This is a genomic window from Mucilaginibacter sp. UYCu711 (assembly GCF_050433825.1).
In the GTDB taxonomy this organism is placed as follows: Bacteria; Bacteroidota; Bacteroidia; order Sphingobacteriales; family Sphingobacteriaceae; genus Mucilaginibacter.
The window spans coordinates 209,156-233,041 of the sequence record NZ_JBNPWM010000001.1 but is presented as its reverse complement, the minus strand read 5'-3'; the positions used below and the strand labels follow the sequence as shown (position 1 = coordinate 233,041).

The following is a 23,886-nucleotide window of genomic DNA, read 5'->3' as shown; positions in this document are numbered from 1 at the left end:
AGCAGTATGTCAGTAGGAAAAAAATGCCTGCATCGAAGTCCTCTCCTTTGGAGAGGATTTAGGTGAGGCTAAAATTCCGCTGTAATAACTTCTCCGCCAACACCCTCACTCTATCTTTCAAGCTATCCGGGGTTATGATCTCGGCCTTCTCGCCATACATCATATACCAGCGTGCAAAACCTTCCAGCGAAGCGGTTAAAAAAGTCATTTCAATACTATTACCAATGTGTTTTTCAGATATAAAGCCGCTGTAATACTTCTGGTTCTCTAAATGGCTGTGGATGCTTTTATCAACTAAAATAACTACGGCCTCCAGGTCCTTTTCTTTGGCGGTTTGGGCTATATACTCTTTTAGTGCCGGATGTTCGTCGGTATAATGGTCGTCGGTAACGGTAAGGTTTTTAATTCTATCAGTCCTAAAATCTCGGTAATCTTTGCGTAAACGGCAGTAGGCTATTAAATGCCAATAGCCCGACAGGTAAAATATCCCGATAGGCTCCACATATCTTTTGGTATGCTCCTGGCTATGCTGGGCAAAATAATTAAGCGCCAAAACCTTTTTTTGAGCAATGCTATGCAATACCGTTTGGATATGATCTGTATTGGCGGTCTCGGGTATGGCTACCGATTTAAAAACGGCTATGCGGTCGTCCATGCTTTCCAGCAAATCCTTCTCGGTTGTTTTTAATATGGCGCGCACTTTGTACATGGCCGACTTATAATTGGCCATAGTTGATGCATCCGTCAGCTTCTCTACAAACTTTTCGGCAGTTAAAAAGGCGGTGGCTTCTTCTTTGGTAAACATTACGGGCGGCAGGCGGTAGCCGTCCATAATGGAATAACCCACGCCGGCTTCGCCAATTAATGGGATCCCCGCTTCTTCCAGTGTTTTAACATCGCGGTAAACGGTACGCAGGCTGATGTTAAAACGTTCGGCAATATCCGCAGCTTTTACCACCCTGCGCGATTGCAACTGTATTAAAATGGCGGATATACGGTCGATGCGGTTCATTACTGCCAAATTAAAAAAAATCCTGCTACATTAGGGTAAATATTGGTGTTTTATGACAGATAAAATTGTAACGCTGCGTTCCTATTATGATGCGATGGAAGCCGAGATTGTACGGGGGCGATTGGAAGCTAACGAGATCTCTTGTTTTATTGCTGATGATAATATGCTTGCAGCCAACCCTTTTTATAACCAGGCAATGGGCGGTATCAAGATAAAGGTATTTGAACATGACCTTGAAAAATGCCGCGACATATTAGCAGAAGATGTGGTACTGCAAACTGGTGATAAGCTAATGACCTGCCCTTACTGTAAATCAACCCATGTGCATTTTAGTGCAGCACCTGTTAAACGCAATTGGTTCTCTATTATTTTGGCTGTTCTCATTTCTACATTTCCCATTTATCTTTACCGCACCTGGATCTGTATGGATTGCGGAGCCAGTTTTGAGCCTACTAAAAAATAATACACATACATCATATATAAAACAACCTACTATGGAAGATAAAATTGTAACGCTGGCAACGTATATAGATTTAATGCAAGCCGAAATAGCGCTTGGCATATTACAGGCTGCCGGTATATCCTGCTTTATTGACGAAAACGCCATGGGCATTTATCCGCTTTATAGCGAATCGTTGGGCGCCTTTAAATTAAAAGTATTTGAGCACGACCTTGAAAAATGCCGTGAAATACTGGCGCATTCTGACGAGCAGGAACTGGATAACGAATAAGACACATTTTTTTTATATTGCATTATGTATAACCGCCGAAAATTCATTAAAATATCATCAATAAGCGCTTCTTTAACAGCGCTTTCTGCATCCGCAATAGCTAAGTCTGTTTTAAATGCAGCGCCCGCTAACTATCCCATTGTTATATCAACCTGGGATTTTGGCGTTGCAGCTAACAAAGAAGCATGGAAAACACTTTCAAAAGGCGGCCGGGCGCTGGATGCTGTTGAAGCCGGTGCAAAAATACCCGAGGCTGATATGAAAAACCATAGTGTTGGCCGGGCGGGTTATCCCGACCGCGACGGGCACGTTACGCTGGATGCCTGCATTATGGATGAGCAGGGTAATTGCGGCGCGGTAGCAGGAATTGAAGATATTGCACATCCTATATCGGTGGCACGTTTGGTGATGGAGAAAACCCCGCACGTTTTACTGGTTGGCGATGGTGCCCGCCAGTTTGCTATTGAGCAGGGGTTTAAAGCCGAAAAGCTATTGACGCCCGAGTCTGAAAAAGCCTGGAAAAAATGGCTGGTAAAACACGAGTACAAACCCATAATGAACAGCGAGAACCGGCGTCCGGGCGATAAATACAACCACGATACTATCGGCATGCTGGCTATTGATGCCAAAGGCAATATATCGGGCGCGTGTACTACCAGTGGTATGGCATGGAAAATGCATGGCCGTGTAGGCGACAGCCCCATAATTGGCGCCGGTTTATATGTTGATAACGAGGTGGGCGGTGCAACATCAACCGGTGTGGGCGAAGAAGTGATACGTAACGTAGGCAGCTTTTTAGTGGTTGAACTGATGCGCCAGGGTTACAGCCCCGAGGATGCCTGCAAAGAAGCTTGTCACCGGATCATGAAAAGAAAACCTGAAACAGCTAAAGAGATCCAGGTTGGCTTTTTAGCCATCAATAAAAAAGGCGAGCATGGTGCTTATGCCCTGCATAAAGGTTTTACCTATGCCGTTTGCGACAGCAAAAAGCAGGACCTGATCATCCCAGGCAAGTTCTATTACGCCGATGTTAAAGATTAATATATAAACATGATATCGTTAGAGGTTTGTGCCAATTCAATCACTTCGGCATTAGCAGCGCAGGAAGGCGGGGCGGTACGGGTTGAATTATGCGGCAATCTTGAAGCAGGCGGTACCACGCCGTCGCCGGGCCACATAACCGTTGCCCGCAAACTGCTCAACATTAAACTATATGTATTGATACGCCCGCGCGGCGCGGATTTTTTATATACCGATGCAGAGTTTGAAACCATGCTTGAAGATGTTAAATTTTGCGTAAGGGCGGGTTGTGATGGCATAGTAACCGGCATATTAGAAGCTGATGGCACGATAGATAAAGAGCGCTGCACGCGGTTGATACAATTAGCCAAAAAAGGTGGCTTAGGCGCTACATTCCACCGGGCCTTTGATATGTGTAACGACCAGCAGCAGGCACTTGAAGATATTATTGATATGGGCTTTGAGCGGATCCTGACCTCGGGCGGAAAAAGCACGGCGATAGAAGGATCGCGTGTTATTGCCGAACTGGTTAAACAAGCTGATGGGCGGATAACTATTATGGCCGGCAGCGGCATTACCGAAATTAACGTGGCCGACCTGGTACTTTTCACCGGGGTAACAGAAGTACACGGCACGCTAATGGGACGCATACAAAGCCAAATGCAATACAACAACGACCACATTATTATGGGCAGCAGCTACGGCGACGAATACGCGATAGATGTTACCAGTGTTGATAGGGTACGAAAGGTGATAGAAAATGCTAACAAAGTTTAATAAGTAATACCTAAGATTCTTGGGCATGATCCACGTTAGGTGATTCACTCGTCAAAAAAGGACAAAAAACACCCATTTTTCAATTGCCTGATTATTAATAAGTTTAATAAAATTTACGTTTAAACATCCTGACGAATAAGAGCGATCCAAAGTGATCCGCTCGAAAATATAAATACTTTATTTTCAATACTTTAATTAAAAAAGGTGATCCAGATGATCCACATTTTCAAATGGATCACCACTCTATAATTCACTCAATCAATAATTCAATAATTAATAAAAGCTCACAGGCAACACCAGCTCTACAAAGTCAGGCCCCACTCCTCCAAAAACATCCTTATCCAGCAATCGGCTGTAGCGTATGCCCAGGGTTAATGGCTCCTGGTTAAACCACTTGGTATCGAAATATAACTCGGCCCCGGTTGATCTGAAATTACTGGTGGCCATAGTTTTGTTGGTATAGAAGTAAGTGCCCTCAGTATAGTCGTAAAACAGGTTACCCCGTATCCGTAAAAAGTAAACCGTATTGGCTATCCCGGCATCCGGGTAGGCAATCGGGAAATGATAGTTAACGCCCACCTTATTCATTTTGAGCAGGTTTTCGGCCGTGTACCCCCGGCTAAAGGGGAAGTTGTTGGAGAAGCTAACCACATTGTCCTGCCCGCTATGCTGGTAAGCCCCGGTAACAACAAGGTTATGGTTAATGAACAGCCCGGGCAGGTACAGGCTGCCTGTCGCCAAAAACTGGTTGGCGCTTAACCCGCTTATCGCCCTTTTATAATTAAAGGCGATGCTTTGCCCCCAGCGCGGGTATATATTTTGCCTGGCCTGTTGGATCCGGTTGGTAAAGCTAATGCCACTGTTAACATAGGTATAAGCCTTATTTAATATCGCCTGGTAAGTTTGCTGAAACGAGGTAGTACTATAGTGCAATGAGCTGGTTAGGTTTAAACCTGTTAAGTGTTTACCGCTGCTTAAATTAAGCGGTACCTGCAGGCCCGCATGCAGGTCGCTCTCATTCCAATACACACTGATGCCCTGGTAACGCGCGCGCCTGTCCAACGTATAATCAAACCCGGCTGATATAAAGGGGAACAACGCACCATATACAGCGTCGAAACCAAACTCTTTATACCCTTCATTACTGTTATAGCTAAACAGCAGCTGCGATTGGAAGGTGTTTAATATATTGTCTCCCTGTAAAGAAACGGTGTAATTAGGGTCGTTAAAATCAGGTATCAGGCTATGGAAGTTAAACAGGTGATGCGCCTTGCTGTACCTGGTTACGGCTAACGGTTTATACTCTACCGTTGGCAACAGGTCGGTTGCCGAATCTCTTTTTAAAGCTGATATTTTGAAGTCAGGCAGCTCACCCGGCACCTTGTTATCAGGTATAACCCGCCACTTGGAAAGGTTATTTTCGGCCTCCTGCAACCGGTAGCCAAAGGCGGTAAACTCTACCCAGGCCAGTTTGTTGGCCATGGCTGTTGGCTGGTATTTATTAATACCTTCTCTATCAATTTCAAACAACTTACCACTGCTTATATTAACCGCGAACAGCCGATCAGTTACACCGGCTGTTGCCGAAAAGTATATAAAGCTGCCTTGTATAAAAGGCACCCCGATTGGCTGATAAGAATAGGCTAATAAATACCGGGCATCACCCGTCCTGATATCTATTACGGCCAGCGACATCTGGCCCGCCGCATTACGTACCGCAGCTACCAGTTGCCGGTCGTTATAAAACTTAGGATAAGTATAAAACAGGTTAGCCTTATTAGGCACAACCGATAAGACCTTCCCGTTAACCGCGTTTAAAATATGCAGCTCGTTTTTGCCCGACGCTGCAACCTGCACCGCCACTATGCGCTTACCGTCATCATTAAAAGCCGGCGAGAAGTATTTGGTTCGTTTTGTTAAACGGCGTTCTTCGCCGGTGGTAACGTCTAATACGCGCAGCTCGTTATAGTCCCGGTAGCTCCAGCGTTCGTCGGGTTTTAGTGCGGCATATACTATTTTATCCTTGTTATAATTAAAGTAATTATCTAATGATAATGACCTTACGCTTATTTTCCTTTCCTGCCCGTTGGTATTGATGGTGAATTGCGGCAGGCGGTTATAGGTGCTTTTCATATAAATAACCGTATTAGGGTTTACATAAGCCGGGTATTCCTCACTTGCAATAAAGTGGCGGTTTTGGGTGGCAGGCAGGTTGGTTGAATTATAGGCAACCTGCTCTTTAAAATAGTTTAAACCATTGCTATGGAATTGCTTAAAGTCCTCGCCCGAATACTTCTTTATTGCCCGCTGCATAGGATAAAACAAACCGTGGTACGAAGCCGCATCATGGGTTACTTTCCGCCAAAAGTCATCGCCATATTTCTCGCGTCCGTAAGCTACCATCATGTAGCCCATAGGGTACCAATCGGGCACGTAATCAATTAACGATCCGTTGCGCAACTTCATCCAACTGTAATTCTTATTGGCAGTCCAAAGGGCACGATAACCGTTAAAGAAATACGGCAGCCTGCCCCTGCCCTGCTGGCTTACGTGGGTTTCGTTAAAAACGGCATCGCCCTCAAAAAACCAGTTGGGTATGGCCAGGTCATTGCCAAATGCCTGCCCTGCATCGCCAAATAAAAACCGCAAGCCGCGCGATAGGCCAACGTTAAAATTATTGTATTGCTGTACGTGCCTAAACTCATGGATAGCTAACTGGTCGGCCCAGGGCAGGGTGCCAATCTCAAAACTATTTTGGTCGGGGGTTAAATAAAACTCACTTCTGAACGGCGCCAGGCCCACGTAAGCATTTGATATGGTGGTTTGATTTTGTAATACGATGCTGATCTGCTTTTGCTTGAAACCGATAGTAGGTTTTGTAGCACCGTCCATACGGTTAATAATATCGGCAACGCGGGTAGCTATCGAGTCCATCCCGGCAGGGAAGATAACCTTAGCGGCAGGTACGTTTACCTGTTTCCATTTAAGCGATGGCGGGTTACCGCCAAACTCCTGGGCATGGACAGTCATTGGGCCTGCAAAAAGCAGTACTGTCGCATAAAGAACAAGGAGTATTACATTAAACTTAGATTTTATCATAATAGGGTAATGCAAATTGCAAATAATTAAGTCAATTCACAATAACATGACATAGCATCAGCCAAAACTACCTACATTTGCGGTTTGTTAAAAATACGCAATGGCTAAAGTTTCTATTAACCTGGCAACAGGCTCTATACAAAAAGAAGAGATCATAGTAGGTATTGACCTGGGTACAACCAACTCGCTGGTGGCCTTTATTAATCCCGAAAAGAACGCGCAGGTAATAAACGATACCGGCAAAGGCGTTTTGGTACCTTCTATTGTACACTTTGGCCAAACCGGCGATGTTGTGGTAGGTAACGAAGCAAAAGAGTTTTTAATAACCGACCCGCAAAACACCATATTTTCTGTTAAACGTTTGCTGGGCCGCAGCTATAAAGACATTGCAAACTATAAAGACTTTTTTAGCTATAAAGTTATTGACGATGATAGCGAGAGCCTGGTAAAAATAAACGTAGGCGATAAGTTTTATACCCCGATAGAGCTATCGGGACTGATATTAAAAGAATTAAAGGCCCGTGCAGAACATGCCTTAAAAACCCCGGTTAACCGTGCGGTTATAACCGTACCAGCTTATTTTAACGACTCGCAGCGCCAGGCAACCCGCGATGCAGGCAAACTGGCCGGGCTTGACGTTTTACGCATTGTAAATGAGCCTACTGCTGCAAGCCTGGCTTATGGCATCGGCCTAAATCCTGAGGAAACAAAAACAATTGCTGTGTACGATTTAGGTGGCGGTACTTTTGATGTATCCATCCTTCAAATCCAAAACGGCATTTTCGAAGTGCTATCAACCAATGGCGATACCTTTTTAGGGGGTGATGATTTTGACCGCGCCATAGTTGATTACTGGATAGAGAAGAATCAGCTAAACAAAGCCAACCTGATAGCTAACCATGAGCTGGCACAGGAGCTGCGTTTAAAAGCTGAGGAAGCCAAGAAAGCATTGAGCCACCAAAGCATATTTAATGAAAAGATCGGCGAGATCTGGTGCACACTGGATAAAAACACATTCGACGAATTAATACTGCCTAAAGTACAGCAAACCATCACGGCCTGCGAAAACGCTTTACGCGATGCAAAACTAACCATCGATCAGATTGACGAGGTGGTAATGGTTGGCGGGTCCACCCGTACCGCGTTGGTTAAAAAGATGGTGGGCGACTTTTTTAAACGCCCCGTGCATGATGAGGTTAACCCTGACGAAGTTGTTGCTTTAGGCGCGGCTATACAGGCCGATATTTTGGCCGGTAACCGTAAAGATATTTTATTGCTGGATGTTACCCCGTTATCCTTAGGCATTGAAACTATGGGTGGTTTAATGGATGTCATCATCCCGCGTAATAGTAAAGTACCGACTAAGGCAGGCAGGCAATACACCACATCAAAAGATGGCCAGGTAAACATGAAAATTGCGGTTTACCAGGGCGAACGCGACCTGATAAAAGAAAACCGCAAGCTTGCCGAATTTGAATTAAGAGGTATACCATCCATGCCGGCAGGCTTCCCTAAAGTTGATATTAATTTTTTATTGAATGCGGATGGCATCTTGAAAATACAGGCGATCGAATTGCGATCGGGAGTTAAACAGGAGGTTGATGTTAAACCAACCTACGGCATTACCGACGACCAGGTTGAACAGATGTTAATGGACAGCATTACGCACGCTAAAGACGATGTTAATCAACGCATGTTGATAGAGGCCCGTACCGAAGGCGAACAAATGATATATACCGTTGAACGTTTTGTGCAAAAGAACGGCAGCTTCTTATCAGCCGAAGAACTAAGTTCTACCGAAAAATATATATCCGATTTAAAATTGATCTTAACTACCGGCGATAAAGACGCTATCCATAAACAAATTGACCTGGTTAATGAGTTTACCCGGCCATTTGCAGAGCGTTTGATGGATCATGCTATAGGCACAGCTATGAAGGGCAAGAGTATAGAATAATTATTCGATACAGATTACTGTTCCTTCTTTTAAACCACCCCGTGTTTTTGTATTATAAATAATACTAAACATTTTAAAACAGATAGTTAGCTGTATTGTAGTTAATACAATTACATTTTATTAACGCTAATATCTAAAAAAATGAAACGCATATTCTTTCTAATATTAAGCATAGTAAGCATCAATATTGCTAACGCTCAGGCCCAGCAACAACCGGCTACAGGTCTCAAAAAAATGGCCGATGATAAAAAATTTAAGTTTACAGCTACCGCTGCTACTTTTAGTCCAACCGTAGAACGTGCCGGGGCGTCTATTAGTTCCGCTGGTACACCTGATAATCATTTTACACTAAACGCCGCTTATTACACGACAGTAACGCCGGACTCTTTAGTATCATACCTGCCCTATTACGGTAAAAGCAAAACGGTATCAGACGGAGGAACAGGGAGTGTAACATCGTTTGAAGATGACCCGCACAAAAATTCAGTCGCAGCGTATGACTATGAGGTAAAAGAGAAGAAAAACGGCAGTGTAGTAATAAACATCAAGCCTAAAGGCAGCAGCCAGATTACCAAATACAACTTTGATCTGTCGCCCAACGGTACTGCCAAGCTCGAGGCCATCATCGGAAACATGATCATAACATACGACGGTACCTATACCGCTTTATAGAAATAAAAAAGGCTCCGATATCGGAGCCTTTTTTATTAAGTTACTTATTTACTTATAAGTTGCTTATCGCTTCCTGTTCTTTTAAAGCGGTAACGTTGTTCTTACTGCTGAACATACTGGTTTGATTAGCAAAATCTTCTAACAAACCAGCTACTGCATCCAGGTTATCAGCAACACGTTGGTGCATATCCGGCAAAACTTTTTCTAAACCTTTATCGCCAAGTTCCATATTATCAACTTCTATTTTAGTAAGCTTTGTAATAATTGCCTGTTGGCTATTTTTTAGATCTTCCAATTCGTGGACTATCTTTTCCATTAATCCAAATTTCTTTAACGTATCCATATGTTGTTTTCTTAATTTAAGTTCATTTACATTACTACCTAACCAAAAATCGTTCCGAATTTGGATTTATCATTTATAACTAATAATTTAGTTAAATGAAATATCTATCGATTTCCCTCGTGTTCCTGGTAATTTTTGCTACAGAAAGCCGTGCGCAAGAAACCAGAAAAACAGATGATGCACTCCTTTTAGAATATTATCAAAACCAGCGTTTTGCCGAAGCACTGTCCTATTTAAAAAGCATTTATACCGAACCTGTGACCGACGCGAAAGAATTAACACGCCTGGCTTACACCGCTGCAATGGCTAAGTTACTGCCAGACGCAGCCGATTATTATCAACGAGTTTATGATCGCGATTCTACCAATCAATCAGTTTTATATAATCTTGCCAATATAAACCAGCGCCGGGGGAACAATAACAAGGCTGAGTTTTATTTTAAAAAGTTGGTGGTTTTAGATACCCTTAACTTTAACGCTTACAACCGGCTTGGCCAGATAAACAGGGATAAGGCTGATTTAAAAAATGAAGTTTATTATTTCGAAAAAGCAAATAAGCTTAATCCGACCGATGCGGATGTAGCGGTTGATTTGACCGAAGCTTATATTATACAAGATCAGGATCAAAAAGCCGAAAAAATATTGGCCATAGCTATAAATGCAGATCCCGACCATATCATTTTGCAGCAAACACTGCTAAGGTTGAGTTATGTACAAAGTAAATGGAAAGAAACGGTTAAAACCGGCGAGCAGTTGTTGTTATTAGGCGATAGCACTGCTGCAACTATGGCTAAATTAGGCCGGGCTTATTTCCAGACAAAAAGTTATGACTGCGGGATAGCTACGCTTTTAAAAATTCCGGATGATAATCAAACCGAAAACACCGCTTATTATACCGCAGGCTGTTATAAGATGCTTAAAGATCAAAAAAAAGCTATACTATATTTTAACAAGGCCATTACCTTAAGCATATCTACAAGCACCGGCACTTATTATAATGAGATAGCCGACAGCTACGAAACTCAAAAATCATTTAAAAAAGCTAAGGACAATTACCTGAAAGGATTACTGTACGATGAGCAGCCAATAGCCTATTACTATTTGGCAACTATGTTTGACAGCGAATTAAAGGATAAAAAGAGCGCGTTAAAATATTATAAGAAATACGTAGGGGCAAAGCCCGATGAGAAACAAAAAAAATATAAAGATTTTAGTGTAGCGCGGATAGCTACCTTATCGGTTCATTAACCGGGCTACGTATTTGCCTATAATATCAAACTCCAGGTTTACTACCGACCCTACGTTCACATTGTGCAAGTTGGTATGCTCGAAAGTGTAAGGGATAATGGCTACCGAAAAGCTATTGGCCTGCGAGTTAACTACCGTCAGGCTAATACCATTAACGCAAATAGAGCCTTTCTCTACCGTTACATTGCCTATGGCAGCGTTATATTCAAATGTGTACTCCCAACTGCCGTCAAGGGCTTTAAACTGGGTGCAAACAGCTGTTTGGTCTACGTGACCCTGTACAATGTGACCGTCCAAGCGGGCGTTCATTTGCATACAGCGTTCCAGGTTTACCGGTTCGCCTACTTTAAGGTGTCCCAAGCTGGTTTTGTTCAGGGTTTCTTCAATTGCGGTTACCGTATGTTTACCATCTTCAACAGCTACCACAGTAAGGCATACCCCGTTATGTGCTACAGATTGATCTATCTTTAATTCGTTAGAAATTGCCGACTCGACCGTAATATGCAAATTACCCTGATCCGCACGCAGATGGGTTATTTTCCCTAAAGTTTCTATAATACCTGTGAACATACAGCAAAACTAATTATATTAATTTAGGTTTATCAAACACGTATGCATATCTCTAACCAAAGCGCTGGAATTTTACTGTACCGCAACATTCGTAGTCAACTGGAAGTTTTCCTGGTGCATCCGGGCGGGCCATTTTTTAAGAATAAGGATGAAGGCGCATGGTCAATACCAAAAGGCGAATTTTTACCTGACGAGGATCCGTTATTAGCCGCTAACCGCGAGTTTTTTGAAGAGACAGGGTTGCAACTTATCGGCGATGAGTACATTGAACTTACGCCTATCAAACAAAAAAGCGGCAAAACAGTACATGCCTGGGCCATAGCAGGTGATATTGATCCGGCAACATTAGTAAGCAACCTGTTTGAAATAGAATGGCCTCCCCGATCTGGTAAAAAAGCCAGCTTTGCCGAGATTGACCGCGGCGACTGGTTTACAGTTGAGGTAGCTAAAACAAAGATCAACCCGGCGCAGGTAGCTTTAATTACCGAGTTACAATCGCTTCTTTAATAATATTGCTATAATTGCAGCGGCACCATGAAGAAGATAAAAGCTTTTTTAAGAGACACCGCAAAACAAAGCATACCATTGTTGGCAAGCCTGTTTGGCGCTAAAATATTAAGCAAACCGGCTACGCTAAAAAAGCTGGCAGCATACCAGATCTTCTCAGACCCTGGTGAAGAACTAACGCTGCCGCCTTCCGGCGATACCGGGTTACCCGTTGACGATAGTTATGCTAAAAGCCAGTCTGTAGCAACATCAGCAGTGGCGGTATATCGCGTTAGCGATAACCTGACAATTTACCCTTATGGTGGTGTAAAACTGGGCCGCGATGTATTGGACCTGGATTTTGGATCGGCGCTGTTTGTTAAAACATTATTAAAAAGTGATAAGCGCCCGGTTGTTAAATGCGATACCTGTATTGTGCTTTGGTCGCACGAATGGGGGGATGGTTATTTTGATTATACCTATTTTATATACGCTAAATTACTACGCATAAAAAGCGCGATGCCCGACGCTGAGTTTAAAAAGGCTAAAATTATTTACCCACTGGTACATACCGCTTTCGAGCAGGAACTACTATCATATGCAGGTGTAGCAGCAGACCAGGTGCTGGATAGCAAAACGCATAATGTACAGGCAACTCATTATTACCTGGGCAATAACGATAGCTGGTACTATCCTAATAAAAGCGATCTGAATTTATTACGAGAAACTTTAGTGCCAAAAGCAAGTGTCGGTAAAACAGGCGAACGGATCTACGTTCAGCGCAAATCAAGGCGTAAGCTCATCAATGAGAATGAGGTGATAAAAGTTTTAAAGGAGTTTGATTTTGATATTATTGAAGACACGCCCAAAACCGTTGCCGAGCAAATTACGCTGTACAAAAATGCTAAGATTATCATTGGCCCGCATGGCGCTTCATACACCAATATCATCAATTGTGCGCCTGGTACGATATTGATTGAACTATTTCCCAGCGGCTATTACCCTGATTATTTCAGGAGTTTATCATCGGCTTTAGGATTGCAATACTACGCCATTTTTGAAGACAATACCGGCGAAACACATTATCGTAACCTGGCAGACGACCTGACCATTGATCCTGAAAAAATTAGAACTGCACTACAAAATATTTTATCCTGAGACGTAATCTATTGCGTATCTACAGTTCCCGGCGGTTTTTTACCCAGTTTGACGGTTGATTAGCGCTTTCTTCAACCGTGTTTTTAGTACCACTTAGTAACTGCTCCATTATAAGGGCGGCTATTAGTGCTTCCTGCTCATTACCGGTTTGCAATACTTCGGGCGTAAAATATTTCTTTACAAAGTGCGTATCAAAATTACCCGATGTAAAAGCTTCGTGCTGCATAACAAATCTGCCGAAACCTAAAGTGGTGGTAATACCGGTTATCTGGTATTCGTTTATGGCACGTACCATTCGTTCTATGGCCTCTGTGCGGTCTTTGCCATAGGCTATCAGCTTGGCTATCATCGGGTCATAATAGATGGGGATCTCCATCCCCTGCTCAAAACCATCATCAACACGGATGCCGGGCCCTTTAGGTGTTACATAAGTTTGCAGTGTGCCAATATCCGGCAGGAAATTATTGGCGGGGTCTTCGGCATATACCCGCAATTCGACTGCGTGGCCGTTAATCTTCAGCTCTTCCTGTTTAAAGCTGATGGCTTCGCCCCTTGCAATCTTTATTTGTTCTTTTACCAGGTCAATCCCTGTTATCAACTCGGTTACAGGGTGCTCAACCTGCAGGCGGGTATTCATTTCCAGGAAGTAAAAGTTAAGCTGATCGTCCATTATAAACTCAACCGTACCTGCGCCGGTATAGTTAACAGACCGGGCCACATCAACCGCACACTTACCCATTGCTTCGCGGATTTGGGGCGTTAAAATGCCCGACGGTGCTTCTTCAATTACTTTTTGGTGCCTGCGCTGTACCGAGCAATCGCGTTCAAACAGGTGCACTATATTACCATGCGTGTCGCCCAGCACCTGTATTTCAATATGTTTGGGCGATGATACATATCGCTCAATAAAAACAGAACCGTCCCCAAAAGCCGAAGTAGCTTCTGATACAGCAAGTTGCATTTGTTCTTCAAAATCGGCCACGGTATCTACTATCCGCATACCCTTACCACCGCCACCGGCAGCGGCTTTTATCAGGATGGGAAAACCAACCTCAACCGCGCGTTTCTTTGCTTCATTAACATCGGTTATGGCTTCTTCGGTACCGGGCACCATGGGGATATTGTATTTCATGGCCGCTGCTTTTGCCGACAGTTTGTTACCCATAATCTCCATAGCCTCGGGCGAAGGGCCTATCAGTATCAACCCGGCCTCGCGAACCTGGCGGGCAAATGTTGCATTCTCACTTAAAAAGCCATAGCCTGGATGAATCCCTTTTGCACCGGTTTGCCGGCAGGCGTCAATAATTTTATCGCCCACCAAATAGGATTGGTTAGATGGCGCTTCGCCAATAAATACGGCTTCATCAGCATAACGTACATGGAGGGCGTCCCTATCGGCGGCAGAATAAACAGCCACTGTTTTAATACCCATTTCGCGTGCAGAACGCATTACTCTTAAGGCTATTTCGCCCCGGTTGGCAACCAATATTTTTTGCATAACTAACAAATGTAACAGATTTGTTTAAATCAGGAACCTGTATGTTACATTCTTACAATCATCGTAATATTTATGTCATCATAAATTATTTTACGCCGCAGTTAAAACTTTATCAATATTCAAGCGTTTTATATACGACTAACTGAGAAGAATATGTACAGAACCCCCAAACCATGGTCTTGGTTCAACAATAAAATAAGAACCAAGGACGACCTTCAATTTATGCTGATGGTAATATTTATAGTTTTTATATTATTCATTAAGTGCTACATGCTGATGTTTGGGCCCGCAAAAGATAAACAGCCTGCAAATGCTACAATACCTCAATATACTACCACAAATAGTGGCTAGACTATATAGCGGGTTCTTTTATAGCTAAATAACATACCATATCTAACAAAAATGCCCCCGGCAAACCGGGGGCATTTTATATTTTGTTTATTTTCATTTTAACGGCCACCTTGTGGTTTTGGCTGAACACCCGGAGGCACACCCGGGCCACCAGCACCAGGACCACCACCACCACGTTTTGGCCAGGTTGCTTCTTCTAAATGCGCAACACCGCGGTGACAGGTATAGCAATTAACACTGCTTAATTTGGCTACGCCGATAGAATCTTTACCACCGCTTTTGAAATATTTTTTATTGATCTTGGTTGCCATTAAATACATTTCGCGGGCCATTTTTTTCTCTGGTTTGGCATCGCTGGCAAAATCCATCTTTTTGGTTTCATCGTTACGTGCATGGCAAAAATTACATCTAACACCTAATGATGACGCCCACTGACCCATTACTTTTTCAAGGTCTTTATGAGAGATATTTTTTGGCAATACTTTAAGGTTTACTGCTTTTTCATCCTCTTCCTTTTGTTGTATCAAGGTCATTGACGCTAAGAGGATCACACCAGAAAGCAAACATATAGGAATTAATAACTTTTTATTGAAACGCATAATTGTCATGTTTAAGTCATCGAAAATAACTCATTATTTTGAATGTTGCAACATTATTAATATAGTAATACTAATATTACACATAAAAGGATTTAACTAATTCTTCGCTTAAAGCCCAAAGGTTATTACGCGCATTGGTATCATTTGCTATGGCGGCAGGTTTCTTTACCTTTTTCTTGTAAAAGTACTGGCCGCTTTTTGTTTCCAGCTTAGGTGCAGTAGCCAGGTAAACAGAGGTTTCCGCACCTTTTTCGGGGCTGATCATAAATGGGGTAGCCAGCGAAAAAAAGAATTTTATAAAGCCGGTAAGTTTTGAATTAAAGCTGGTTTTAACTACCCCCGGATGCAGCGCATAGCTTGTAATTCCTTTGTCCTTATACCTTTCGGCTAATGATTTGGTAAAGTAAATGTTAAACAGTTTGCTATTGCCATAAGCTTTTATCGCCGAGTACGTAGCCGGATTTTTAAAATTATCCAGGTCAGGCTTGCCTGACTTATGCAGATCAGAGCTTAGGTTGATAATGCGCGCATGGCCTTTTTCTAACAAAGGCATCAGGCGTTTGGTCAGCAAAAAATGCCCCAGGTGATTGGAAGCAAAAGTCAGCTCAAAGCCATCCTTCGTTAATGTAAAATTATTAAACATACCGCCGGCGTTATTTATGAGCACGTTTATGTTAAATAGTTTGGCGGTTAATTCGTCGGCGGCTTTCACAACGGTGGCTAAATCAGTAAGGTCGCAATAAATAATATGGATCTCTTTGTTCCCTGTTTCGGCTACCAGTTGCTTTTTAAGTACCTCACCTTTAGCAACATCGCGTACCAATAAATACAAACCATGCCCTTTTTTTGCTAACGCGATGGCCGTTGCCTCGCCAATACCCGATGTTGCCCCTGTTATTACCGTTGTAGTTGTTGCCATGTTGTTAAATTATGTTAAAGTAACCGGTTTATTGAAGTATTTTGAAAATAAATTTGTATAATTACGAATAAATCGTAGATTTACGAAGTAATCGTACAGCAATGGAAAAATTATCAATACAAGAAGAAGAAGCTATGCAGGCGGTATGGCAGCATGGCGAAGGTTTTATTAAAGATTTCCTTGACGCGATAGCCGAGCCAAAGCCCCCTTACACTACCCTGGCATCAACCATAAAAAACCTGGAACGCAAGGGATTTGTAACGGCCGAAAAAATGGGTAACTCGTTCCGCTACAAAGCAGCTATTAAAGAAGAAGAGTATAAAAAACGCTTTATGAGTGGCTTTGTGAACGATTATTTTGAAAACTCCTACAAAGACCTGGTTACCTTTTTCGCTAAAAATAAAAAGATAAGCGCTACCGAATTAAAAGAGATAATTAACCTGATTGAAAACCCTAAATCATGATAGCTATGCCAGAATTATTTATTTTCCTGCTTAAAGTAAATATAGCGCTCATCATATTTTGCCTGGGCTATTACCTGGTGCTGCGTAAGCTTACTTTTTATACGCTTAACCGGGTATATTTAGGTTTGGGGATTATCTTCTCGTCTATTTATCCGCTTATTAACATAAACGATTTCTTACTGCGCCACCAGCAAATTGCCAAACCTGTACAGCAGGTAGTTCTTAACTGGAAAGCCCCCGAGCAATTTATACAGCAGCCGGGCTATTGGTATTGGGCCACAATTATTTTTTGGTTTGGCGCCACCGTTTTTGCTGCGCGATTATTGGTACAGCTGTTCTCTTTATACAAGCTATACCTAAACTCAAAACCGGTAACTATACTGGACCATGATGTACGGGTTACTACTGCCAATATCAGTCCGTTTTCTTTCTGGCAGAACATTTATATTAACCCGGATAACCTGGACGCTGCTGACCTTAAAAGCATCCTCCAGCACGAGCAGGTACACGTTAAAGAATGGCATACCCTTGATATTTTACTGGCCGAAATAAGCCTGGTGTTTTACTGGTTCAACCCCGGTGTTTGGCTGATGAAGAAAGCCGTACGCGAAAATATTGAGTTTCTTACCGACCGTAAGATCCTGCAGGCAGGCATCGATACCAAAGCTTACCAGTACAGCTTATTAAATGTAAGCATTGCCGCCACGGCATCGGCGGGTATCACCAATCATTTTAACTTTTCGACACTAAAGAAACGTATTAAGATGATGAACGCTAAAAGGTCGTCAAACGCGAACCTGACGCGCTACGCGTTTTTAGTGCCGGTTGTTCTAATATGCCTATGTGTATTTAGCGCGTCGAAAGCCGAGCTGGTTAAAAATAGTAAAGTTGCCTATAGATCTATTACGGCATCTATTAATAAATTAATAACTATTACCACACCAAAAAACCTTAATAATGATAAACCGGCCTTAAAAAAGGTTGTGGCAATTGATACGATAAAGCCTAAAAAAGTAACCCGCATAATTGTCATGACTGATAGCGGCGTTAATAAGAACTTTAATTATACAATTAAAACAGACGAGCGCGGAGACAGCACAAAAAACTATATCATTAAAATGGTTGGCGGTAAAGGTGGCGAGCCGGATAGCTATATTGTAAATGGTGTGAAAGTAACCAAAGAAGAATTTGAAAAAGTGGCACCTAAAGATCTGCAAACTATAGACATTGTTGGCGGCCAATTTAAAGCGCTTCCGGGTGGTACAACCCGCATCAGGATAAATGGTAAAGAATCAGGTTTTGAACCTACACAGCCAAGATCGGTTACTTTTATAAAACGCGACACCGCCAGAAACTTCGTTTTTGTAACAAGCGATGACCTTGTTAAAATAACAGGCAAGGACGGTACTAAAATTACCACATCAAAATTTGAATACAATACCAATGAAAAACCCACAACCACCGAATTTACCAGCGTGTTGATAATGATAGATGGAAAAGAGGCTTCTGAAAAAGAGATGAAAAAACTACCCGTGTCTGAAATAGAAAAGATAAGTGTAAATAAAGACAAAGACATGTTGGATAAATATGGCGATAAGGCCAAAAATGGCGTACTATTTATCACCACCAAAAAAGCAAAATAGTTAGATCAATTAATATCAGTTGAGAGCCATGCCGGATTGCGACATGGCTTTTTTGTTAACTCGCCTCAGCCAGCTTCTCTTTATCTAATATCTCTAACAGTACCTTTTCGGCAATATTAAGCTCGGAGGCTTTTACATCTTTATCCTCATCTAATTGCTTGATGTAGCGGAATAGTCTGCCCTCTTCGTAGCTCTTAATTACCGTTGGGTGCACATAGTATTTTTTACAAACCGTACGGGTGTTGCCCAGGTTAATAGCTACCTCGTCAAGCACGCTAACTATTTTCTTTTTACACTCGGTTACAGTTTCAAACTCGCCGGCTTCTTTAAAGGCATACAGTGCGCTAACACTGCCGGCCCATGTCCTGAAGTCTTTAGCGGTGAAATCCTCGCCGCTAATATCTTTTAAATAAGTATTGATATCTCCGGATCCGATAGAACACCGCGTGCCATCTTCTTTATAATATTGAAAAAGTTCTTTCCCCGGTATATCCCGGCATTGTTTTACCAGTTTAGCCAGCTTACGGCTTTGCAAGGCGACTTTATGGAACACGCCTTTCTTGCCCTTAAATTCAAATTTAAGATTAGTGCCGTCTATCTTAACGTGCCTGTCCTGCAGGGTTGTTAAACCAAATGATCCATACAATTTTTTATACGACTCGTTACCTACCCTGATGCTGGTTAGCTCCATTAATCGTACTACCAAAGCCACCACTTTATCATGATCCAAGCTGGTACGGGCAAGGTCCTTATCTACCTGCTTACGGATCTCGGGCAAATGCGACGCGAAGGTTTGCAGCTTATAATATTTAGATTGATTACGGATCTTGTTCCAGTCGGCATGGTAACGGTATTGTTTGCGGCCAGCGGCATCCGTACCGGTAAATTGCAGGTGCCCGTTCTCATACGGCGAGATCCAGACATTGGCATATGCCGGCGGGATAACCAGTTTATTGAACCGGGTAATTAACTCCTTGTCCTTAATCGTTTTGCCATCAGCATCTTGATAGCTCCACCCCTCGCCTGCCTTTTTGCGGGTATAGCCGGGGGTTGAGTCGGCGGCATAGCGCAGGCCTACAGCTTTAGCAGTTGTTTTAGGGTCGCGGCCAATCTTTTCGAGTTTTTTTACCAATCTGTTCATCGGTGTAATAACAAGAGGATTTATTATAAGTTTGATAGCTTGATCGTATTTTGGAAATTATAGCGTACGCTCTCTTCAGCAAGCGGTAAAGGTGGCTTTTTTACCCTCGCCTGACCATTTTATTTAAACACAAACCGCAACTTTATACTTTATCTCACAACAAAACCACAACAACTTATGAAATACAATTTTTTAGGAAATACCGGCGTACTGGTATCCGAGATCTGTTTCGGCACCATGACGTTTGGCGGCAGCGAAGAAGGCATTTGGGGCAACATTGGCCGCGTGCAGCAGGAAGAGGTTAACCAGATGATGAAAACCGTTGTAGATGCCGGCATTAACTTTATTGATACAGCTAATGTTTACTCGTTTGGTAAATCAGAAGAATTATTGGGGCAGTCAATTATCGATCTTGGTTTAAACCGCAACAGCCTTGTTATAGCTACCAAAGTACGCGGGCGCATGAGCAAGGATGTTAATGATGTTGGCCTGAGCCGTTTAAATATTTTTCAATCTGTCGATGCCAGTTTAAAACGCTTACAGCTGGACCATATAGATCTGCTCTACGCTCACGGGGTTGATCTTTTTACACCCATAGAAGAAACTGTTCGCGCTTTAAATGATATTGTGTTAACCGGCAAGGTACGCTACATAGCAATTTGCAACTGGCCCGCCTGGATGGTGATGAAAGCACAGGGCATTGCCGATAAAAATGGCTGGAACAAATTTGTAGGCTTGCAATATTTCTATTCCTTGTCGGGACGTGATATTGAGCGCGAGATTGTTCCGCTGGCTGCCGATCAGAACCTGGCGATATTGCCATGGAGCCCGCTGGCAGGTGGTTTCCTGTCGGGAAAATATACCCGTAATAACGAGACTCCCGGAGATTCGCGTCGTGAAAAGTTTGATTTCCCGCCTATAAATAAGGAGAAGGCTTATGATATTATTGATGTGTTAGGTGATATCAGCAAGGCACACAATGTTTCTGTAGCACAAGTGGCATTGGCCTGGGTGCGTTTGCAAAAAGGTGTAACCAGCACCATCATTGGCGCTAAAACGATTGATCAGTTAAATGATAATTTAAAATCTATAGCGATCACCTTATCAGCAGATGAACTGAAAAAGATAGATGAAGTAAGCGCACTGCCAAAAGAGTACCCGGGCTGGATGGTTGAACGCCAAATGGGTGACCGGTTGGTTAAATAGTTCACTGGTTTATTGGTTGAACGGAGGGAGATCGCTTTTGAGAATAGGAGGCTCCGCTGGAGCCGTTAAAGATTGTTGGTATTTGCTATAAACAGGTAGTTCCGCCGGAACTCTCTGTTTTTAAGCTCCGGAGGAGTAACCTGTTTATAGTAATAAAAAACACAATGGAAGGCTCCGGAGGTGCCTTCTTAAAAGATTTTAATTTTTAAAAGGGATTTCCCCCGGTTGAACGCGTGCCGGATTAACTTGTTCTGAAATAGGTTTATAAGTGTTTCACTTTAGATGTTTCACTCCAATTAGTCAAAAAGTCAAAAATAATTATAACACGTTTATTAACAGCTAATTAATGCTTCCGGCTAAAGTATTTGTACTGTTTCAAAGTGTTTCACTCCTGTTTTGTAAGACACTTATTTACAGATGGTTATTGGCAAAAAGTGTTTCAGGTGTTTCACTATTTGTGAAACACTTACCGGCCCAATAATTCAATAACTTTAACCACATGCTCCACCTGTTCCGGGTGCACATCCAGGTGCAATACAAAACGGATGCGGTGTTTATCGGTTGACATTGCCCGGATGCCTTGTGCAGCTAATTTCTGTAACACTGCATCTGCCGGCTCAACGGTATCAAACAAAACGATATTGGTTTCGGCAGGCAGTACGTTGGTTACTGCGGATGAATTTCTTAGCGCCCCGGCCAGGATCTGCGCATGGGCATGATCTATCTTTAAACGCTCCACATGATGATCCAAAGCGTAAATACCTGTAGCAGCTAAAAAGCCGGCCTGGCGCATGCCGCCACCCAGTACCTTACGGATCCGGCGGGCGTACCTGATGGTATCCCTATCAGCCAGTAAAACCGAGCCCACCGGCGCCCCTAATCCCTTAGATAAACAAACCGAGATCCCGTTAAAGTATTTACCGTAATCAACAGCTTTATCGCCGGTATGGGCCAGCGCGTTAAATATGCGTGCGCCGTCTAAATGCAGCTTCAGGTCTTTGGCTTTGCAAAGCTCTGCAATAGGTTTGATCTGATCTAAAGTATAACAGCTACCGCCGCCTTTGTTAACCGTATTTTCTAACACTACCAGGCTGGTGTGCGGGTAATGAATATTGTCTGCATTGATCTCAGGCTCTATCATTTCGGATGTCAATATCCCACGGTAACCATTCAACAAACGCGTTGACACACCCGAATTGAATGCTATTCCCCCACCCTCGTAACGGTAAACGTGCGCGGTTTGGTCCGCAATCAATTCGTCCAGCGGCTGTGTGAAGCATTTTATGGCTATCTGGTTAGTCATGGTGCCTGATGGGCAATAGATGCCAGCCTCCATACCAAATATATCAGCGGCTTTTTGCTCTAAGTGGTTTATGGTTTCATCCTCGCCAAAAACATCATCGCCTACTTTGGCATTAAACATGGCCTCCAGCATGCCGGCCGTGGGTTTGGTTACAGTATCGCTGCGTAAATCAACAGTAATCATATTAAATTTGCTAAAAATGCGTTATTTTTATTTTTATATCTTATGCGCACAATTTTAATCAATTTATGCTTCATGTTGTTATTTCTAACAGCAAAATCGCAAAGCTGGCAGACCGGCCGTTTTTATGACGTTAAAGGCAACCTAAGCACAGGCTTAATCCGCCTGGGTGCCGGCGGAAAAGGCCCTATAAGGGACGAAGCCTTCATCGAATATAAAGAAGACGCCAAAGCCGACGCCATTAAGCTAAGTGCCAGCGACCTGCGCTCGTTTGTAGCAGGTAGGGACAGCTTTATAGTTGCGGCACCTGTAGGATGGTCGGCCTATCAATTGGATTTTGTGCAGGTGGTAGTTGATGGCCCGGAACGTTTGTTTCTTGTACGAGGCGGTGGCAGCGGCGGCGGTGGCTCCGGCTTTAGACCGGGCATTAGCCTTGGTGCCGGCGGTGGTACAGGTGGTGGTGGCGGTTTCGGCGGCGGTGTGGGTGGAGGTATTTCCATCCCTATCTTCGGGAGTGGCGGAGGTGGTGGCGGACGTGGCGGCAAAGCCACATACTTTTACGGTGAAAACACAGCCTCAATGAAACCCATAACTGATGAGAATTTTATTGATGTAATGAGCGAAGTTATGGGCGACGAGCCTGACGTGGTTGAAAAGATCAAAACCAAAAAATTCAGCCCGAAGAGTATGGATAAGCTGATTACTTATTTCAGGCAGGTGCAGGGGGGTGGGATAAAATAAGATTGGTGATTGACGATCAGCGGGATTTTATTGAGATCCTTTTCGTCAAAACTCATAGGCTACCCGTATATTTATAGGCAGGCTTAATGTGAATTCATTGCCTGCTTTATTTGTTTCGGTCCAGATATTAACATCTACAGGTGTATTTTCATAGGCGTTTGGGTTCTCAAGTCCGCTGCGAATAGCAAGTCTGTGTTTTAAACCTATACCAGCCACAAAATCAAAAATAAAATGCTTTACAGGGATTTGGATACCAATTTTAGCGTTGACAGAAAAATTAGATTTATCAATATGAAAATTGTCACTGTACGTAGGCGCATTTTTGGCTGTATCGGTTGCAAAAGTTGAATTGCTATCATAGTTTACTTTCAAATACATCGCGTCAACAGCAAGGTATGGCCGGTTAGTATTAAATGTTGGTAAAAAGTATTTTTGTTCTGCCTGTAAACGCCAACCTTTGTAATTACTGATATTCCGAGGATCATCTGGTAAATGAGCTATCACTAAATCAATCATACGTGCTATTGAAACTGCTGTTGCCAAATTTTTTCCATAGGCACGCTGATAGCCAATTTCAATACCGGGGTTAGCCAAGTCAATTATCCTTAACGGCGATATAAAGATTTGATTGGGATGGCCGATGCTATTGTTTTGCGCCGATGCTATTTGATAGCTTAAACAGATAAAAGTGATGACGATAAACTGAAAAAATTTAGGTTGCATTACGAATATATTTAATAGCAATATAGTTATTTTATAAACGCTATTG

The 23,886-nt window shown here is 42.9% G+C and carries 23 protein-coding genes; 13 read left to right on the top strand and 10 right to left on the bottom strand.

The features are described 5' to 3' along the window. Positions 1 to 58 precede the first annotated feature (58 nt). A complete protein-coding gene (locus ABIB50_RS01135; RefSeq protein ID WP_429376523.1) occupies positions 59 to 1,012 on the bottom strand; it encodes a helix-turn-helix transcriptional regulator in 954 nt (317 codons plus the stop codon). A 52-nt stretch (positions 1,013 to 1,064) separates the two neighbouring features. On the opposite strand from ABIB50_RS01135, the gene ABIB50_RS01130 reads away from it, so the two are divergent. From ABIB50_RS01130 to ABIB50_RS01115, 4 genes are read left to right on the top strand one after another with little or no spacing between them, the layout of a single operon-like run. After that, positions 1,065 to 1,475 carry a DUF2007 domain-containing protein gene (locus tag ABIB50_RS01130; RefSeq protein ID WP_429376522.1) on the top strand — a complete coding sequence of 137 codons (411 nt, stop codon included), beginning with the start codon at positions 1,065 to 1,067 and terminating at the stop codon, positions 1,473 to 1,475. A gap of 31 nt (positions 1,476 to 1,506) precedes the next feature. Then, complete coding sequence (locus tag ABIB50_RS01125; RefSeq protein ID WP_429376520.1) at positions 1,507 to 1,743, top strand: putative signal transducing protein; 237 nt, start codon at positions 1,507 to 1,509, stop codon at positions 1,741 to 1,743. 24 nt (positions 1,744 to 1,767) lie between these two features. After that, a complete protein-coding gene (locus ABIB50_RS01120) occupies positions 1,768 to 2,784 on the top strand; it encodes a N(4)-(beta-N-acetylglucosaminyl)-L-asparaginase (RefSeq protein ID WP_429376518.1) in 1,017 nt (338 codons plus the stop codon). 9 nt (positions 2,785 to 2,793) lie between these two features. After that, entirely contained in the window at positions 2,794 to 3,540 is a 747-nt protein-coding gene (locus ABIB50_RS01115) for a copper homeostasis protein CutC (RefSeq protein WP_429376517.1), read from the top strand. Between the two features lie 273 nt (positions 3,541 to 3,813). Here the strand turns inward: ABIB50_RS01115 and ABIB50_RS01110 are convergent, their stop codons facing one another. Then, a complete protein-coding gene (locus tag ABIB50_RS01110) occupies positions 3,814 to 6,639 on the bottom strand; it encodes a hypothetical protein (protein WP_429376516.1) in 2,826 nt (941 codons plus the stop codon). 100 nt (positions 6,640 to 6,739) lie between these two features. On the opposite strand from ABIB50_RS01110, the gene hscA reads away from it, so the two are divergent. Together hscA and ABIB50_RS01100 are read left to right on the top strand one after the other, a co-directional pair. After that, positions 6,740 to 8,596 carry a Fe-S protein assembly chaperone HscA gene (gene hscA / locus ABIB50_RS01105; protein WP_429376514.1) on the top strand — a complete coding sequence of 619 codons (1,857 nt, stop codon included), beginning with the start codon at positions 6,740 to 6,742 and terminating at the stop codon, positions 8,594 to 8,596. A 141-nt stretch (positions 8,597 to 8,737) separates the two neighbouring features. After that, on the top strand, positions 8,738 to 9,268 hold the full coding sequence (locus ABIB50_RS01100; RefSeq protein WP_429376512.1) for a DUF4251 domain-containing protein: 531 nt from the start codon (positions 8,738 to 8,740) through the stop codon (positions 9,266 to 9,268). 52 nt (positions 9,269 to 9,320) lie between these two features. On the opposite strand, the gene ABIB50_RS01095 is transcribed toward ABIB50_RS01100, so the two are convergent. Then, positions 9,321 to 9,611, bottom strand: coding sequence for a hypothetical protein (locus ABIB50_RS01095; protein ID WP_429376510.1), 291 nt, complete (start codon positions 9,609 to 9,611; stop codon positions 9,321 to 9,323). A gap of 95 nt (positions 9,612 to 9,706) precedes the next feature. On the opposite strand from ABIB50_RS01095, the gene ABIB50_RS01090 reads away from it, so the two are divergent. Then, positions 9,707 to 10,858, top strand: coding sequence for a tetratricopeptide repeat protein (locus tag ABIB50_RS01090; RefSeq protein WP_429376509.1), 1,152 nt, complete (start codon positions 9,707 to 9,709; stop codon positions 10,856 to 10,858). Here ABIB50_RS01090 and ABIB50_RS01085 read toward each other — a convergent pair. Then, positions 10,844 to 11,428, bottom strand: coding sequence for a riboflavin synthase (locus ABIB50_RS01085; protein WP_429376507.1), 585 nt, complete (start codon positions 11,426 to 11,428; stop codon positions 10,844 to 10,846). The genes ABIB50_RS01090 and ABIB50_RS01085 overlap by 15 nt on opposite strands. Before the next feature lie 42 nt (positions 11,429 to 11,470). Here ABIB50_RS01085 and ABIB50_RS01080 point away from each other — a divergent pair, with 42 nt between their 5' ends. Both ABIB50_RS01080 and ABIB50_RS01075 read left to right on the top strand, forming a co-directional pair. Beyond that, on the top strand, positions 11,471 to 11,935 hold the full coding sequence (locus ABIB50_RS01080) for an NUDIX domain-containing protein (protein WP_429376505.1): 465 nt from the start codon (positions 11,471 to 11,473) through the stop codon (positions 11,933 to 11,935). Between the two features lie 27 nt (positions 11,936 to 11,962). Then, positions 11,963 to 13,072, top strand: coding sequence for a glycosyltransferase family 61 protein (locus ABIB50_RS01075; protein WP_429376503.1), 1,110 nt, complete (start codon positions 11,963 to 11,965; stop codon positions 13,070 to 13,072). A 19-nt stretch (positions 13,073 to 13,091) separates the two neighbouring features. Here the strand turns inward: ABIB50_RS01075 and accC are convergent, their stop codons facing one another. The 3 genes from accC to ABIB50_RS01060 all read right to left on the bottom strand — a co-directional run bounded on the left by accC (position 13,092) and on the right by ABIB50_RS01060 (position 16,439). After that, a complete protein-coding gene (gene accC, locus ABIB50_RS01070) occupies positions 13,092 to 14,570 on the bottom strand; it encodes an acetyl-CoA carboxylase biotin carboxylase subunit (protein WP_429376501.1) in 1,479 nt (492 codons plus the stop codon). 449 nt (positions 14,571 to 15,019) lie between these two features. After that, a complete protein-coding gene (locus ABIB50_RS01065; RefSeq protein WP_429376499.1) occupies positions 15,020 to 15,520 on the bottom strand; it encodes a c-type cytochrome in 501 nt (166 codons plus the stop codon). A 76-nt stretch (positions 15,521 to 15,596) separates the two neighbouring features. Next, positions 15,597 to 16,439, bottom strand: a complete 843-nt coding sequence (locus tag ABIB50_RS01060; protein WP_429376497.1) for an SDR family oxidoreductase — start codon at positions 16,437 to 16,439, stop codon at positions 15,597 to 15,599. A 101-nt stretch (positions 16,440 to 16,540) separates the two neighbouring features. Between ABIB50_RS01060 and ABIB50_RS01055 the strand changes: the two genes are divergently transcribed. After that, positions 16,541 to 16,903 (top strand): BlaI/MecI/CopY family transcriptional regulator, encoded by a 363-nt coding sequence (locus ABIB50_RS01055; protein WP_429376495.1) that lies wholly within the window; start codon positions 16,541 to 16,543, stop codon positions 16,901 to 16,903. A 5-nt stretch (positions 16,904 to 16,908) separates the two neighbouring features. After that, a complete protein-coding gene (locus ABIB50_RS01050; protein ID WP_429376494.1) occupies positions 16,909 to 18,546 on the top strand; it encodes a M56 family metallopeptidase in 1,638 nt (545 codons plus the stop codon). Between the two features lie 55 nt (positions 18,547 to 18,601). On the opposite strand, the gene ABIB50_RS01045 is transcribed toward ABIB50_RS01050, so the two are convergent. Next, positions 18,602 to 19,687, bottom strand: coding sequence for a DNA topoisomerase IB (locus ABIB50_RS01045; RefSeq protein ID WP_429376492.1), 1,086 nt, complete (start codon positions 19,685 to 19,687; stop codon positions 18,602 to 18,604). A gap of 177 nt (positions 19,688 to 19,864) precedes the next feature. Here ABIB50_RS01045 and ABIB50_RS01040 point away from each other — a divergent pair, with 177 nt between their 5' ends. Further along, on the top strand, positions 19,865 to 20,893 hold the full coding sequence (locus tag ABIB50_RS01040) for an aldo/keto reductase (protein WP_429376490.1): 1,029 nt from the start codon (positions 19,865 to 19,867) through the stop codon (positions 20,891 to 20,893). Positions 20,894 to 21,359: 466 nt separating this feature from the next. Here the strand turns inward: ABIB50_RS01040 and ABIB50_RS01035 are convergent, their stop codons facing one another. Further along, on the bottom strand, positions 21,360 to 22,379 hold the full coding sequence (locus tag ABIB50_RS01035; RefSeq protein WP_429376488.1) for a threonine aldolase family protein: 1,020 nt from the start codon (positions 22,377 to 22,379) through the stop codon (positions 21,360 to 21,362). 72 nt (positions 22,380 to 22,451) lie between these two features. On the opposite strand from ABIB50_RS01035, the gene ABIB50_RS01030 reads away from it, so the two are divergent. Then, the gene (locus ABIB50_RS01030) at positions 22,452 to 23,117 is read left to right on the top strand and encodes a hypothetical protein (RefSeq protein WP_429376487.1); all 666 of its coding nucleotides are present in this window, start codon (positions 22,452 to 22,454) and stop codon (positions 23,115 to 23,117) included. Between the two features lie 45 nt (positions 23,118 to 23,162). On the opposite strand, the gene ABIB50_RS01025 is transcribed toward ABIB50_RS01030, so the two are convergent. Continuing rightward, positions 23,163 to 23,840, bottom strand: coding sequence for a hypothetical protein (locus tag ABIB50_RS01025; RefSeq protein WP_429376486.1), 678 nt, complete (start codon positions 23,838 to 23,840; stop codon positions 23,163 to 23,165). Positions 23,841 to 23,886 lie beyond the last annotated feature (46 nt).